Origin of the sequence: Streptomyces sp. NBC_00210 (assembly GCF_045160975.1) — a bacterium.
Lineage (GTDB): Bacteria > Actinomycetota > Actinomycetes > Streptomycetales > Streptomycetaceae > Streptomyces.
Genome location: NZ_CP108120.1, coordinates 2,003,106 through 2,018,712 on the forward strand (window position 1 = coordinate 2,003,106; position 15,607 = coordinate 2,018,712).

Below are 15,607 nucleotides of genomic sequence, written 5' to 3' on the forward strand. Positions count from 1 at the left end.
CGGCCCCGGCACCGATATCGGTGCCGGGGCCGCCTGCTGTGTGCTCAGTGCCTGGTCCGGCTCATCGCCTGGTCCGGCTCAGTGCCTCGTCCAGGCCTCCATGGCCAGACCGGACTCGTTCGTCTTCTGCCGGGTGATCCGCAGGCTGCCGTCCGGGCCGAACGCGGCGAGCACCACGCGCCCGTCCGCATCGACGGCGAGCGCCGGAGCGCCCACGCACGCCTCTCCGGTGCCGGTCCAGACCGCACCCGCGGACTCGGTCTCCGTCGGGTAGGCGGCCAGGGCGGGCCGACCGTCGGCGTCCCGGTGGGCCATGAGCGTGCAGTCGTGACCGTCCACGGAGGCCCGCAGCAGCGCGACCGGCCCTGACCCCGTGCCGCCGCCCAGTGGCTCGGGCACATTGTCCTGCCGCCAGGCGTGCACCTCGGCGGACTTGTCGTCGCGCCAGAAGAACGTGAGCCGGCCGTCGCCGGTCGGCACGGCGGACACCGAGCCGTCCTGGACCTGCGAGGGGATGTCGGCGTCCCTGGTGAACAGGGGCTCGTCGCCGTCCTGCACCCAGCGCATGATGCCGTCGCGGGCGGGCGCGAGAATCTCGGCGCGGCCTCCGGCGGCCGCGCCGGCGGCCAGTCGGCCGTGGGCCCCGCTGCCCTTGAGGTCGGCCCAGGGATTCCACGCGCCGGTGGTGGTCTGGCTGCGTCCGCACACCCCGCCACCGGCGTTGCGTACGAAGACATGGACATTGCCCACGCCGTCAACGACCGCCGCCGGACGGCCTATCTGCGCGGCGAGCCCCAGGTCATTCGGATAGGGGGTGCCCAGCGGCTGCCACTCCTTGACCGGACGGGCCGACTGGTACTGGATCGAGTGGACGACGTCCGTACGGACCTGGCCACCGCCGGCCGGGGTCTGCAGCACACCGAAGAGGTGCACATAGCCGTCCGCGCCCTGGGCGAGCGAGAGATACGGCAGCAGGCCCTCAGCCTTGGCGACCAGCTCGGGTCCCGACCACTGGGGACCGGCCGGCCTGGTCTCGGTCCAGCGCAGCACACCGCCCGGGGTGGGTGCGTACGCCGTAAGCCGGCCGTCCTTGCCGAGCAGCAGCCAGCCGGTGGCCGTCGGACTGCCGTCCTCCGCAGTGCTGACCGGGACGTGCTTCCGCAGTGGGGTGGAAACCTCGCGAGTCCGGCCCGCTTCTCGCCTGGATCTTCGCGCAGGCCCCAACGCCATGGCTCACCGGCCACCTTTCCTGATGAGAACCGCACTGAGCGGCCGAGTACAACGCTCCATGAAGTCCTGCGACAATAACACCCAGCCGGGCAGGGAATTTTTGGGGATTTCTGATGCGAACACTGGTGATCGTCGACGCGGCGAATGTGATCGGTTCGGTCCCTGACGGGTGGTGGCGCGACCGCCGCGGGGCCGCCGAGCGGCTGCGGGACCGGCTGGCCGGATTCGAGGCTTCCGGGCTCCCCGGGCATCCCGGCCCTGCCGAGATCGTCCTGGTCGTGGAGGGGGCCGCCCGCGGAGTCGAGAGTGTGCCGGGCGTACGGGTCGAGTCCGCGCCGGGCAGCGGCGACGACCGGATCGTGGAGCTCGTGGCAGAGCGCGAGCCGGGCCGGCCGTGTGTGGTGGTCACCGCCGACAGGGAGCTGAGACGGCGGGTGGAGGCGTACGGCGCCGAGTGCGTGGGGCCGCGGAGCGTGCGGGCGTCCACCCCTCAGCCGCGGGGCGAACGCACATAGAGAGGCGCCGACATGGGCCACTCGCGCGGCGGGACGCAGTCTCCGGCCCCGTACACCTCGTCGCAGCGAGATGCACGGGGCCGGGCAAAACGGTCCGGGAGCCGGACGCCGGTCAGTACGTGGCCTCTTGGCCCACTTTGCCGAGGCGGCTGTTCCTGCGCCCGTAGAGGAAGTACACGACGAAGCCGATCAGCATCCAGACGGCGAAGCGGAGCCACGTCTCGCCCGGCAGGTTCAGCATCAGCCAGAACGATGCGGCGATCGACAGGATCGGGATGAACGGCACCCACGGCGTGCGGAACGAGCGGGGCAGATCGGGGCGGGTGCGGCGCAGGACCATCACACCGACGGCCACGACGACGAACGCGAAGAGAGTGCCGATGTTCACCAGGGTCGCGAGCTCGTTGATGCTGGTGAAGCCCGCGATGACGGCGATGAGGACGCCCAGCAGGATGGTCGGGCGGTACGGGGTCCTGAAGCGCGGGTGTGTGATGGAGAAGAAGCGGGGCAGCAGACCGTCGCGGCTCATCGCGAAGAACACGCGCGTCTGCCCGAGCAGCAGGATGAGACACACGGTGGTGAGGCCGACGGCGGCGCCGAAGCTGATGGCGCCGGCGTACCAGGGGTGACCGGTGGCCTTGAAGGCGTCGGCGAGGGGCGCGCTGACCGACAGCTTGGTGTAGTGCTGCATGCCGGTGACCACGAGCGAGACGGCCACGTACAGCACCGTGCAGATGAGGAGCGAGCCGAGGATGCCGCGTGGCATGTCGCGCTGCGGGAACTTGGTCTCCTCGGCGGCGGTGGCCACGACGTCGAAGCCGATGAAGGCGAAGAAGACGACGGAGGCGGCGGTGAAGATGCCCATGACGCCGAAGTTGGTGGCTTTGTAACCGAAAATCAGCTGCACCATGGGGGCGTCTTCCCAGCCCAGCCCGCCCTTCGGGGTCACCGCCTCGGGGATGAACGGCGAGTAGTTGTCGCCCACGATGAAGAACAGCCCCGCGATGATCACGATCATGACCACCGTCACCTTGATGGCCACGACAACCGTGGTGATGTTGGCGGACAGCTTCATGCCGACCACCAGGATCGCGGTCAGCACCAGGACCAGCAGGAAGGCCAGGAGGTCGAAGGTCCCGCCTGGTACGTCGGGGCCTTCCAGCGCATTCGCCAGATGCCAGCCCGCATTGTCCATCAGAGAGCGCACATAGCCGGACCAGCCGACCGCGACGACGGCCGTGCCCAGCGCGAATTCGAGGACGAGGTCCCAGCCGATGATCCAGGCGGGCAGCTCACCGATGGAGGCGTACGCGAAGGTGTACGCCGACCCGGCCACCGGGACGGTTGAGGCGAACTCGGCGTAGCACAGGGCCGCCAGCGCACAGACGATGCCGGCGGCGACGAAGGCGAGGGCGGTCGCGGGTCCCGCGTTCTCCTTGGCCACCTTCCCGGTGAGGACGAAGATGCCGGTGCCGATGATGACACCGACGCCGAAGACCGTCAGATCCCATGCCGAGAGGGACTTCTTGAGGGCGTGCTCCGGTTCTTCGGTGTCGCGGATCGACTGCTCGACCGTCTTGGTCCTGAACAGCCCGTTCCCGCGCGGGCCCGTGTCCTGCTGCGTACTCACCGGCGTACCTCCACGCACTCGTCGTGAACGCCATGATTCGGACATTGGCGGCCCGACTGAGCTCCGTACGGGTGGATTTCACGCGAATGGGCCGGTCGGACCACCCATACAGGGTGACCGACCGGCCCATCGGCGACAGGAAACCGGGCCCGGTGGCTTCCGCTCAGTCGCGCGCGGGCTCCACGGCCTCGTTCTCGAACCGCCCGTCCAGCTTGGAGACCAGGCCGGTGACCTGCCGGGCGATGTCCGGGGCGGTCAGGCCGATCTCCGCCATGACCTCCTTGCGGGAGGCGTGGTCGAGGAAGCGCGGCGGGATGCCGAAGTCGCGCAGCGGTACGTCGACGCCCGCGTCGCGCAGGGCCTGTGAGACCGCGGAACCGACGCCGCCGACACGGCTGTTGTCCTCGACGGTGACGACGACGCGGTGCTGCTCGGCGAGCGGCGCGAGCGCCTCGTCGACCGGCTTGACCCAGCGCGGGTCGACGACGGTGGTCGAGATGCCCTGGGCGTCGAGCAGGTCGGCGATCTCCAGGCACATCGGGGCGAGCGCGCCGACGGAGACGAGCAGGACGTCGGGCCGGTCGGTGTCCGCGTTGCGCAGGACGTCCATGCCGCCGACCCTGCCCAGGGCCTTCACGGCCGGGCCGACCGCGCCCTTGGAGAAGCGCACCACGGTGGGCGCGTCGTCCACCTCCACGGCCTCACGCAGCTGGGAGCGGACCTGGTCGGCGTCGCGCGGGGCGGCGATCCGCAGCCCGGGGACGACCTGCAGGATCGACATGTCCCACATGCCGTTGTGCGAGGCGCCGTCGGTGCCGGTGACGCCCGCGCGGTCCAGTACGAAGGTGACGCCGCACTGGTGCAGGGCCACATCCATCAGCACTTGGTCGAAGGCGCGGTTGAGGAACGTGGCGTACACGGCGAAGACGGGGTGCAGTCCGCCGGTGGCGAGGCCGGCGGCGGAGACCGCGCCGTGCTGCTCGGCGATGCCGACGTCGTAGACGCGGTCCGGGAACGCCTTGGCGAACTTGTCGAGACCGACCGGCTGCAGCATCGCGGCGGTGATCGCGACGATGTCCTTGCGCTCCTTGCCGAGCTCGACCATCTCCTCGCCGAAGACCGAGGTCCAGTCGAGGCCGGAGCTGGCGATCGGCAGGCCGGTGTCGGGGTGGATCTTGCCGACGGCGTGGAAGCGGTCCGCCTCGTCCTGGAGGGCGGGCTGGTAGCCGCGGCCCTTCTCGGTGAGGCAGTGGACGATGACGGGGCCGCCGAAGCGCTTGGCGCGGGCCAGGGCGGACTCCAGGGCCTCGATGTCGTGGCCGTCGATGGGGCCCACGTACTTCAGGCCGAGGTCCTCGAACATGCCCTGCGGGGCGATGAAGTCCTTCAGGCCCTTCTTGGCGCCGTGCAGGGTCTCGTACAGCGGCTTCCCGACGACGGGAGTGCGCTCCAGGATGTCCTTGCCGCGGGCCAGGAAACGCTCGTAGCCGTCGGTTGTACGCAGCGTGGCGAGGTGGTTGGCAAGGCCGCCGATCGTCGGGGCGTACGAGCGCTCGTTGTCGTTGACGACGATCACCAGCGGGCGGTCCTTGGCGGCCGCGATGTTGTTCAGCGCCTCCCAGGCCATGCCGCCGGTGAGCGCACCGTCGCCGATGACGGCGACGACGTGATCGTCCTTCTTCAGCACCTCGTTGGCCTTGGCGAGGCCGTCGGCCCAGCCGAGGACGGTGGATGCATGGGAGTTCTCGATGATGTCGTGCTCGGACTCGGCACGCGCTGGGTAGCCGGAGAGGCCGCCCTTCATCTTGAGCCTGGAGAAGTCCTGGCGGCCGGTGAGCAGCTTGTGGACGTAGCTCTGGTGGCCGGTGTCGAAGAGGACCTTGTCCTTCGGCGAGTCGAAGACACGGTGCAGGGCGATGGTCAGCTCGACCACACCGAGGTTGGGACCGAGGTGACCGCCGGTCTTGGAGACCGCGTCGACGAGGAAGGTCCGGATCTCGGCTGCCAGCCGTTCCAGCTGCTCCGGGCCGAGCCGGTCCAGATCGCGCGGTCCCGTGATGCGGGTCAGCAACGCCACCCGTGCCTCCTTGCAGTTGTGCGGTCCAGCTTGCCGGTCTGCCGAGTCTAATGTTCCGCCTGCTACCCCGGTCGGCGGGCGGTGCGATCTACATCACGATCACGCCATCGGGTGAAACACAGAGGTGCCCGGCACCGCGAACGGTGCCGGGCACTCCTGCGGAGCCGTGGTCAGGCGCGGCCCGCGGTCTTCTGGGTCTTGCGGGTGATGGAGTCGATCACCACGGTCGCCAGCAGCACGCCGCCGGTGATCATGTACTGGATCGGCGTTGCGATGCCCTCCAGCGCGAGCCCGTACTGGATCGAGACGATCACCATGACACCGAGCAGCGCGTTCCAGGTCCGGCCGCGTCCGCCGAAGAGGCTGGTGCCGCCGATGACGGCCGCCGCGATGACGTTCATCAGCAGGTCGCCGGCGCCGGCGCTCTGGTTGGCCGCCGCGATCTTCGAGGCCCAGAACAGGCCGCCGATGGCGGCGAAGGTGCCCGCGATCGCGAAGACCGAGATACGGACGGCCGTGACGTTGATACCCGCACGCCGGGAGGCCTCGACGCTGCCGCCGAGCGCGAAGATCTTGCGGCCGTACGTGGTGCGGCGGAGCACGAAGTCCGTGAGAACCAGCACCGCCAGGAACAGGACCAGCGCCAGCGGCAGGCCCTTGTACTGGTTGAACATGACCGCCGCGGCGAACGCGATCACGCCGAGCACCACCGTACGGAAGATGGTGTCGCTCAGCGGCCGGGACGGGATGCCCGCCTCCGCGCGCCGGCGGTTGTCGAAGTAGGACGACAGGAAGAAGCCCGCGACCGCGACCGCGGCAAGGCCGTAGGCGGCCGCAACGTCCGAGAAGTAGTACGTGGTCAGCTTGCCGACCACGCCGTCGCTGTCCAGGTTGATGGTGCCGTTCTCGCCGAGCAGCTGGAGCATGAAGCCCAGCCAGAACAGCAGACCGGCCAGGGTGACGGCGAACGCGGGCGCACCGATCCTGGCGAAGAAGAAGCCGTGGACGGCGCCGATGGCCGCGCCGCTCGCGATCGCGATGATCACCGCGAGCCACTCGTTCATCCCGTGGGTGACGGTCAGCACCGCGACGATCGCGCCGGAGACACCGCTGACCGAGCCGACCGACAGGTCGATCTCGCCGAGCAGCAGCACGAAGATGATGCCGACGGCCATCATGCCGGTGGCGACCATCGTCACGGCGATGTTGCTGAGGTTCTGCGCCGAGAGGAAGTTGGAGTTCAGGCTCTGGAAGATGATGCAGATGATGATCAGGCCGATGACCACGGGGATCGAGCCGAGATCACCGGCGTGCAGCTTGCGCCGGAACTCCGAGACGTAGCCCTTCAGGCCCTGCTCACGTACGAGCAGCCGGGGGTCGACCGCCGTGACCGCGTCGTGCGCGGCCTCCGGGTTCACGACGGGCGCGTCGGTGGGGGTGGAGGTCTTTTCGGTGTTCACTTCGAAACCTCCGTGCTGCGCGCCGCACGACGGGTCACGGCGTTGTCCGTGGCGCCGGTGATGGCGGAGATGATCTCTTCCTGCGAGGTGGACTTGACGTCGAAGACACCGTTGTTGCGGCCGAGGCGCAGCACGGCGACCTTGTCCGCGACGGCCTTGACGTCCGCCATGTTGTGGCTGATCAGGATCACGGCGTGGCCACGCTCGCGCAGCCGCTCGACGAGGTCGAGGACCTGGGCGGTCTGCTCGACACCGAGGGCGGCGGTGGGCTCGTCGAGGATGACGAGCTTGGGCTCACCGAGCATGGAACGCGCGATGGCCACCGTCTGGCGCTGACCGCCGGAGAGCGAGGCGATCGGGATACGGACGCTGGGGATGCGGATCGACAGCGTGTTGAGGAGCTCCCGGGCGCGGCGCTCCATCTCCACCTCGTTGAGGACGCCGCGCTTGCGGATCTCCCGGCCGAGGTAGAGGTTTCCGACGACGTCGATGTTGTCGCACAGCGCGAGGTCCTGGTAGACGGTCGCGATACCCAGGTTCTGGGCGTCGTGCGGCCTGTTGATCGAAACGGCGTCTCCGTCCCACTCGATGACGCCCTCATCGATGGGATGCACGCCGGCGATCGTCTTGACCAGCGTGGACTTTCCGGCGCCGTTGTCGCCCACCAGGGCGACCACTTCACCGGAGTGGACCTCAAGCTCTACGTCGGTGAGCGCCTGAACGGCACCGAATCGCTTGGAGACCCCGCGCAACGCCAGCACGGGCGTAGCGGACACGTGAACCATCTCCTTCGCCGCCTGACCGGCGGGGATTCCGCGCCGGGGGACCGGGCGCGGAGGCTGAGCAGAAGCGAACAGTTGTGGAGAAGCGTTTCTGTCCGGCGCCCCGCCTCGATAGCGGGGGCTGGAAGGGGCGGAACGCCGGACAGGCTTCCAGGGGTGGTAAGTCCCGTGCGACCCCGAGGGCGATGAGACCCTCCGGGCCGGGGGAACCTACTTCAGGCCGATCGCGTCGCAGGCGGCCTTGTACTTCGGGGTGCAGATCTGGGCGACGGTGTAGACGCCGTCCTTGACGACCGTGTCCTTGATGTTGTCCTTGGTCAGCGAGACGACCGGGACGAGCACCGAGGGGATCTTCTTGGTGGTCGGGCTGTCGACGTCCGCCTGGGCGACGGAGTCGAGCTTCTCGCCCTTGGCGAGCAGAACGGCCATCTGCGCGGCCGCGGCGGCCTCCGGGGCGTACGGCTTGTAGACGCTCATGTACTGCTCACCCGCGACGATGCGCTGCACACCGGCGAGCTCGGCGTCCTGGCCGGTGACCGGCGGGAGCGGGGAGAAGCCGGCGGCCTTGAGGGCGGTGATGATGCCGCCCGCCATGCCGTCGTTGGCGGAGTAGACGCCGATGATCTTGTCCTTGCCGAGGGCCGAGATCGCGGCCTCCATGTTGGCGTTGGCGTTCTCCGGCTTCCACTCCTTGGTGTCGTACGACTTGCCGACGTTCACCTTGCCGTTGAGCTCGGCCAGCGCGCCCTTCTTGAACAGGGCGGCGTTCGGGTCGGTGATCGCGCCGTTCATCATCACGATCTGGCCGTCCTTGGCCTTGGCACCCAGGGCCGCCAGCAGGGCCTTGCCCTGGACGTGGCCGACCTCTTCGTTGTCGAACGAGGTGTAGGCGTTGATCGGGCCCTCGGCCAGGCGGTCGTAGGCGACGACGGGGATGCCGGCCTCCTTGGCCTTCTTGATGCCGCCGGCGATGGCCTTGGAGTCGACCGAGTCGACGATGAGGGCGTCCACCTTGTTGGTGATCATCGTGTCGATCTGCTGCGTCTGCAGGGTGGCGTCCTGCTTGGCGTTGGCGTAGACGACCTGGGCCTTGCCGTTGGTCAGCTCGCTGATCTTCTTCTCGATGAGCGGCTTGTCGAACTGCTCGTAGCGCGCGGTCTGGTTCTCGGGCAGGAGCAGACCGATCTTGATGTTGTCGCCCTTGGCCGCGCCGCTCGACTTCGTCGTCTCGCCCGACTCCTTGGCGCTGCCACAGGCGGCGAGGGACACAGCCATCGTGGTGGCGGCTACAGCTACGGCGGCACGACGCATACGCGTGTTCATCTTCGAAACCTCCCTGACGAGGCCGCGTCGCTGCGGCCGAGGTGGCTGGAAGTCAACTCGGCCCCGCCGCCAGCGTCAAGGAGTAAATCCTTAACGAGATGACAACGGTGCCATTCGTTATCTAAGTGAAGACAGGTGCCCCGGCTGGGAGCGAGCTGTCCAGAAGGGTCGAATCGCCCATTTCGCTGAGTACGAGGGCCAGTGAGCCCAGTACCTCGGCACGCCCTCCGAGCGCCCCGGGGAGGACGGACAACTGGCGTGCCGCGCTGGGAATCGCGTACCGGGATACCGACTCTCGGATCGGTCCGAGAACCAATTCTCCCGCTTCGGCGAGATTTCCGCCCAGCACGACGCGACTCGGGTTGAGCAGATTGCACAGATTTGCCACGCCGCTGCCGATGTGCCGTCCGACGTCGGCGATCACCCGGCGGCAGCCTGGGTCGCCCTCACGGGCCAGCTGGACCACGCGCTCCATGGTCAGATCGGCGCCGTGACTGGACTGCAGCAGCGGCAGTACATAGCGGGCCGCGGTGAAGGTCTCCAGGCAGCCGCGGTTGCCGCAGCGGCAGACCGGGCCCGACTCGTCCAGCGTGATGTGGCCGATCTCGCCGGCGGTGCCGCCGGGGCCGCGGTAGATCTGGCCGTCTATCACCAGACCGGCGCCGACACCGCTGGCGACCTTGATGTATGCGAGGTCGCGCACCCCTCGGCCGCTGCCCCAGACCAGCTCGCCCAAGGCGCCGAGATTCGCGTCGTTGTCGACGTACACGGGCACGCCGAGCCGCCCGGAGAGCTCCTCGCTGGGGTTGATGCCGGTCCAGCCCGGCAGAATCGATGTGGAGCCGAGCGTGCCCGATTCCACGTCGATGGGGCCCGGCACGCCGAGGCCGACGCCGATCACCTTGTCCGGGCCGATGCCGGTCTCTGCGATCAGCCGGTTGACCAGCTGTTCCGCCCGGCCGAAGCCCTGCGCGGAGGAGGCGTCCACATCGAGCGGCTCGGACTCCTCGGCCAGCACCTGGTGGGCGAGGTTGCCGACGGCGACGCGCAGGTGGGTGTGGCCGAAGTCGACGCCGATGACGACGCCGGCGTCACCGCTGAGGGAGACGCTGCGGGCCCGGCGGCCGCCTGCGGAGGTGGGCGTCACCTCGACGGTTCCGCCGTCCTTCAATTCGCGAACAATGTTGGAGACCGTGGCCGCGGAGAGGCCGGTACTCCTCGCGATCTCCGCCTGCGTGAGCGAGCCGGCCATGCGCACGGCGCGCACGACCCGCTCAAGGTTGGCCCGGTGCAGAGATGTCTGCGATCCCGGAGTCTCCATCGACTCATCCACTCCTGCCCCCGGTGGGCGGCGCGACGACCGCCCCCGGTCGGGGTCACTACGAAGAGACCCCGACGTTTCTCCAACTTGTGAACTCTAAGCTCAATGCCCGGGGCTTATCGCGTCAAGACCTTGAGCGGTGACAACCACGGATGAGCGGGGTGGGGGCGTGGGGCCATCCGGGGGGTGAATTCAGGATGGCGCGGGTGGGCGGGAGGCGCACGGCGGGGGCGCGCAGCGGGCGCACGGGAAGGGCGGGACAGGCGCACGGTGGCGGTGCACGCGGGCACCCGGACGTGCGGCGCGACGGCAGGCACACGTCGAGGCACGCAGCGCCGCCCAGCCCGGCGCGGTGCCGGCGCGACGGGCGCGGGCATCCGCGCGCCGCCGCCCCGGACATCCCCCGGGGGCCTGCCTTTCGGATCAGGCCGGATCAGTGAGCGGGGTCTGGGCACGCGAGCCCGGCAAGATCGGCAGAGTTCACGAAGCACTACTAAGCGTCGGCGAGCGCGGCGTTGGCCCGGGCCGTGACCAGGGTCAGCAGTCGGCCCGCGGTCTGCAGGTCCTCGGCCGGCAGGCCGCCGTAGAGCCGTTCGGTGATCTCGGCGACGGCCGCCCGGATCCGCCCGTTCAGCGCCCGGCCCGCTTCCGTGAGGCGAAGGCGGGACGTGTCACCGGGCAGGGTCTGAAGCAGCTGCGACTCGGCGAGCTCGCCGATGGTCGCCAGGACCGCCGACTCGTCGATCTTCAATGTTCCGGTCATCCGGGCGACGAGGGCGCCGTGCTCGACGGCCGCACCGCCGCCCGCGACGGCGTTCAGCGCCACCGACTGATTGAACGTGGTGCCGGTGGGAGCCAGCACGCTCTCCAGCAGGGCTCGCGTCGCATAGTGGGCCTGGCCTATGACCTGGCCGTTGAGGGTCGGGGCTGTGGACATCGTTACTCCTCGGTCAGAAGGTCGAGTGGTGCGTCGAGCAGGAGCGCCAGTTCGCGCGAGAAGGCTTCGGCACGTGAACCGTGCAGTCCCCCCAGGGGCTCCATGAGCTGATCGAGCAGCTGCTGGACGACGGTGATCGCACGACGCGTGACCTCACGCCCCTCGGAGGTGAGCGACAGCTGGACGGCGCGCGTGTCGGCAGGGTCCGGGACGCGCTCCACGAGACCGGCGGTCTCCAGAGTGCGCGCCAGCTTCGAGACATAGAGCGGTTCCAGGCCGGTGTGGTCGGCCAGTTGACGCTGGCTGGGCCGCAGCCCGGAGCGCTGCATGCCGAGCAGGGACGCGACCAGTGAGTACTGCGCGTGGGTCAGACCCAGCGGCGCGACGGCCCGGTCCACGGCGACCCGCCATTTCATCGACAGTCGCCAGACCAGGAAGCCGGGCGTGGGGCCCTCGGATGCTGCACTCATGACAGATACAGTACATGGCTACTATGTACATGGCTACTATAAATCCGCATGGAACCCCGGCCCGTCACGGGCCGGGGTTCGGGGGCCTACTTGAGCGTCGCCGACGTCAGACCGGCCTGAACCTGCCGCTGGAAGGAGAGATAGACCACCAGCATCGGGACCATGGCGATCGTGACACCCGCGAACAGCACGGGCAGATCCGTCGCATATCCCTGCTGCTGCTGGAGCTGGACCAGGCCCTGCGTGAGCAGATAGCGCTCCGGATCAGCGTTGTCCTTGGGCTGCATCAGCACCATGGGGAGGATGTACTGATTCCATTGGCCCAGTGTGTTGAATATCCCCACGCTGAGCAGTCCCGGCTTCGCCATCGGCAGCATGACCTGGAAGAACACCCGGGTGTGCGAGGCTCCGTCGATCACCGCCGCCTCGTGCACAGCCGTCGGAAGCGTGCGGAAGAAGGAGTGCATGAAGAAGACGGTGAACGGCATCGAGTAGGCGACGTAGACGAGGATCAAGCCCTGATACGTGTTCAGCATGCCGAACCGCTGCACCATGAAGTAGAGCGGTACGAGTGCGAGGAACACGGGGAACATGGCCCCGCCGACGAAGAAGTAGTAGATGAGCCGGTTGCCCGGGAACTCGTACCGCGCGAGGACGTACGCGGCCATGGAGCCGAAGAGCATCGTCAAGGGCACCGAGAAGACCAGCACGATGAGGGTGTTGGTGAAGTAGTCGCCGATGCCCTTGTCCCAGGCCCGCCCGAAGACGTCCAGGGACCATTCACTCGGCCAGCTGAGGGCTGATCCGCCGATCTGTGCGTCCGTCTTGAACGAGCTCAGTACGAGCCAGAGCAGCGGCAGCACGATCATCACGGCCCACAGGGCCAGGAAGCCGTGGGAGAACACTTTGAGGGTGATGCCCTCGTTGGCGGGGGCGCCGTGCGGGACGGACCGCCCTCCGGCGCGCTGCCGGGGCACCTGGCCCGTCGACGCGGGCTCTTTGGTGGGTGTGGTCATCGCTCGTCCCCTGCTCAGAACTCGATGCGCTCGCGGCGGGTGGCGCGCAGCGTGACGACGGAAAGGATCAAGGTCAGCAAGAGCATGACGACACCCATGGCGCAGGCGTAGCCGCTGTTGCCGAAGTAGAGGAAGTTGCGCATCAGTACGGTGGCCATGACCTCGCTGTGGTGGTCGGGGCCGCCTCCGTACTGCCCCGAGGTCATCGTCGACACCAGCACGAACAGGTCCATGACCGTGATGCCGAGGTAGACCCAGGACGTCTGCACCGAATCCCACAGCAGCGGGAGGGTGACCCGGAAGAAGGTCTGGGCCCGGCCCGCGCCGTCCAGCAGCGCCGCTTCGTAGATGTCCCTGGGGATGGACTGCATGGCCGCCGAGAAGAGGACGAGATAGAAGCCCACGCCGTGCCAGACAACCACGGCCATCAGGCACCAGAGCACGAGGTCCGGCTCGTTGAGCCACTCGATCGGGCTCGCGGCGTCCACCAGTCCGGCCTTGACCAGAAGACCGTTGAGCAGGCCGCCTTCGTCACTCCGGTAGACGGCGCCGAAGAGCACCGCGAGAATCGCCAGGGACAGGACCTGGGGAAAGAAGTAGACGATTTTGTAGACGCCGGACCCCCGGACGCCCTTGACGCCTCCGGCACCACCCCGCCCGCCGGCATTCACCATAAAGGCGAAGAAGAGGGCGAGCAGGATGGTGATCACCGGAATGAACACCAGGAACACGATGTTGTGCCAGATCGCGCTCAGGAAAACGTCGTCATCGAACAGAGCGGTGTAGTTGTCGATACCGACGAATCCGAAGGTCTGCGACTGGCCCTTCCAGTCGGTGAACGAGTACCCGATCGTCTGCACATACGGCCAGATCACGAAGATCAGATACAGCGCCAAGGGTGCCAGAAGAAACCCTGTGACGAACCGGTACTGCCCTTTTCGCATGGCGTCCTGTCCCTGGTGTTCCGGGGTGAGCGGGGTGAGGCTGCTCAGTCGCGGCGGTTGTTCTTGGCGTTCGGGTCCTTCGCCGCCTTGTCGACCGCTGCCTGGGCCCGCTTCAGCCATTCCGCCGGCTGGATTCGCTTGGCCATGAGCTCGTTGGATGCGTTCTGGATGTCGGTGTCCATCTGGCTGTACCAGTTGGGGTAGAGGTAGTTGAAGGTGTTGTCGGCCGCCGCCTTCACGGCGTCCACGGCTGACTTGGTGCCCGGGCGAAGCTGGACGTTCGGGTCCACACCGTCCTTGAGGATGGTCAGCGAGTTCGCCTTCTGGGCGAAGATCGTCGACCATTCCTTGGAGAGCATGGAGCGCAGGAACTGCTGGCCCGCGGCCTTGTTCTTCGCCTTTTCCGGGACAATGAAGGGCTCGCCGGCTCCGGCCCGGATCGCCTCGAAGGGCAGCTTGCTGCCGGGCAGCACCGGCATCGGCAGGAACTTCATGTCGAAGTCCTCCGGAGTCTGCTTGAGCTGCTCGTTCTCCAGCCACGAACCCGAGGTGATGAACGCGGCCTTGTACTGGTTCCAGCGGGTCTGCGACTCGGTGTGCGTCAGGCCGTTGGTGCCGGGCATGAGATAGCCCTTCTCGACCACTTCGTAGACCGCTTCGACGGCCTGCTTGGCGACATTGCTGCCGACGAACGCCTTGGGGTCGAGATTGTCGATCGCCTTCATCGCGTCCAGACCACCGAGCTTGGCGATCAGGTCCATGATGGCGACGTTGATGTAGTACGGGAACTTGCCCTGGTGGGCGAGACCGCCGATGCCCGCGTCCTTGGCCGACTTACAGACGGCGAGGAACTCGTCCCAGGTCTTGGGCGCCGTCCAGCCCTTCTCCTTGAAGAGCTTGCCCGAGTACCACAGCCCCCAGACGGTGTAGACGTAGTTGAGCGAGACGATCTTGCCGCCCTGGAGTCCCTGTTCGGCGGTGCCCGCGATCAGGGTGTCCCGGACCTTTTTGCTCGGGTCGTCGATGGAGGGCGAGTCCAGGACCGCCGCCAGATCGGAGAGTTGGCCGCTCTTGAAGAGCACGTCCAGCTTGATCTGCTGAGCGCCGGAGTCGTCGACGACGTCCGGCGGGTTGCCTCCGTTGAAGCGCGGCTGCAGCTTCCCGGTGATCTCCTGGGTTCCCAGGTGGGAGGACTTGGTCCCCCACTTCTTGTCGAAAGCTGCTTCCCACGCCTTGGCGTAGTCGTCTCCGTAGCCGCCCTTGAAGACGACGACGTCGACCTTGCTGCCCTTGGCCACACCGAACGGGTTGTCCTTGCTGACCTTCCCCTTGGCAGCGCCGTCTTCGCCGCCCCCGCCGCCGGAGGCACACGCGGACAGGAAGCTCATCGTCGGAACGGTGATCAAACCGAGTGCGGCAGACCGCTTGATCAGATCACGACGGCCGAGGCCCTCATTGTCGGGGGCGGAGGTGGATCCCATGCTCAAGTCCTCGCCTTCTACAGGACTCAGGCGGTGTACCGGTCGCCCGTCCTTCTCGCCTCAGCGAAGGGCCCCGCCACCGCGGTCAGTTGCTGTGTTTTCCCGGGGGGAAACTCAGTGAAGCTTGGGTCGTGCACGGTTGGCAGCGGGAACGGAACGCGGACGGCAGGCAGTCGGTGCACACGCCTGCCCGTCGTTGTCGTCCCCCCTGGCCCGCTGCCTTGTGGAAGAGCTATGCGGGTGCCGACAGGTATAGTCCACTTCCCGCCGACGGAGCAAGATCGAAAGCAAGGTTGGACGGCAGTCTTTCCCGAGTTGAGACCTCGCGGATATCTGAGCCTCGCGCGCGCCCATCCGATCACAGTCCTTTCCCTGAACGACTGAATCCGGCCGCCCCACCCCGTCAACACCCTTGACACCG

At 67.8% G+C, this 15,607-nt stretch carries 13 protein-coding genes; 1 reads left to right on the forward strand and 12 read right to left on the reverse strand.

The window, feature by feature from the left end; all coding sequences use genetic code 11:
* Positions 1-78: 78 nt before the first annotated feature.
* Positions 79-1,230, reverse strand: coding sequence for a hypothetical protein (locus tag OG729_RS09060; RefSeq protein WP_405805414.1), 1,152 nt, complete (start codon positions 1,228-1,230; stop codon positions 79-81).
* 113 nt (positions 1,231-1,343) lie between these two features.
* Here OG729_RS09060 and OG729_RS09065 point away from each other — a divergent pair, with 113 nt between their 5' ends.
* Entirely contained in the window at positions 1,344-1,745 is a 402-nt protein-coding gene (locus tag OG729_RS09065; RefSeq protein WP_360869355.1) for an NTP pyrophosphohydrolase, read from the forward strand.
* A gap of 112 nt (positions 1,746-1,857) precedes the next feature.
* Here the strand turns inward: OG729_RS09065 and OG729_RS09070 are convergent, their stop codons facing one another.
* The 11 genes from OG729_RS09070 to ngcE form a co-directional block, all read right to left on the reverse strand.
* Positions 1,858-3,375, reverse strand: a complete 1,518-nt coding sequence (locus tag OG729_RS09070) for an amino acid permease (RefSeq protein ID WP_360869357.1) — start codon at positions 3,373-3,375, stop codon at positions 1,858-1,860.
* 163 nt (positions 3,376-3,538) lie between these two features.
* Positions 3,539-5,452 (reverse strand): 1-deoxy-D-xylulose-5-phosphate synthase, encoded by a 1,914-nt coding sequence (gene dxs / locus OG729_RS09075; RefSeq protein ID WP_360869359.1) that lies wholly within the window; start codon positions 5,450-5,452, stop codon positions 3,539-3,541.
* 170 nt (positions 5,453-5,622) lie between these two features.
* A complete protein-coding gene (locus OG729_RS09080; protein ID WP_405805416.1) occupies positions 5,623-6,912 on the reverse strand; it encodes a sugar ABC transporter permease in 1,290 nt (429 codons plus the stop codon).
* Positions 6,909-7,697, reverse strand: coding sequence for an ATP-binding cassette domain-containing protein (locus tag OG729_RS09085; protein ID WP_405805417.1), 789 nt, complete (start codon positions 7,695-7,697; stop codon positions 6,909-6,911). Before OG729_RS09085 ends, OG729_RS09080 begins: the two co-directional genes overlap by 4 nt.
* 207 nt (positions 7,698-7,904) lie before the next feature.
* A complete protein-coding gene (locus OG729_RS09090) occupies positions 7,905-9,017 on the reverse strand; it encodes a substrate-binding domain-containing protein (protein ID WP_405805418.1) in 1,113 nt (370 codons plus the stop codon).
* 121 nt (positions 9,018-9,138) lie between these two features.
* On the reverse strand, positions 9,139-10,338 hold the full coding sequence (locus OG729_RS09095) for an ROK family transcriptional regulator (RefSeq protein ID WP_360869372.1): 1,200 nt from the start codon (positions 10,336-10,338) through the stop codon (positions 9,139-9,141).
* 493 nt (positions 10,339-10,831) lie between these two features.
* Entirely contained in the window at positions 10,832-11,275 is a 444-nt protein-coding gene (locus tag OG729_RS09100) for a MarR family winged helix-turn-helix transcriptional regulator (protein WP_405805419.1), read from the reverse strand.
* A gap of 2 nt (positions 11,276-11,277) precedes the next feature.
* Positions 11,278-11,745: a MarR family winged helix-turn-helix transcriptional regulator gene (locus tag OG729_RS09105; protein WP_405805421.1), complete on the reverse strand. Its 468-nt coding sequence runs from the start codon at positions 11,743-11,745 to the stop codon at positions 11,278-11,280.
* Between the two features lie 86 nt (positions 11,746-11,831).
* Positions 11,832-12,761, reverse strand: a complete 930-nt coding sequence (locus OG729_RS09110) for a carbohydrate ABC transporter permease (protein WP_405805422.1) — start codon at positions 12,759-12,761, stop codon at positions 11,832-11,834.
* Positions 12,762-12,775: 14 nt separating this feature from the next.
* Positions 12,776-13,705 (reverse strand): sugar ABC transporter permease, encoded by a 930-nt coding sequence (locus OG729_RS09115; protein ID WP_360869384.1) that lies wholly within the window; start codon positions 13,703-13,705, stop codon positions 12,776-12,778.
* 44 nt (positions 13,706-13,749) lie between these two features.
* Positions 13,750-15,186, reverse strand: coding sequence for an N-acetylglucosamine/diacetylchitobiose ABC transporter substrate-binding protein (ngcE, locus tag OG729_RS09120; RefSeq protein ID WP_405805425.1), 1,437 nt, complete (start codon positions 15,184-15,186; stop codon positions 13,750-13,752).
* Between the last annotated feature and the right edge of the window lie 421 nt (positions 15,187-15,607).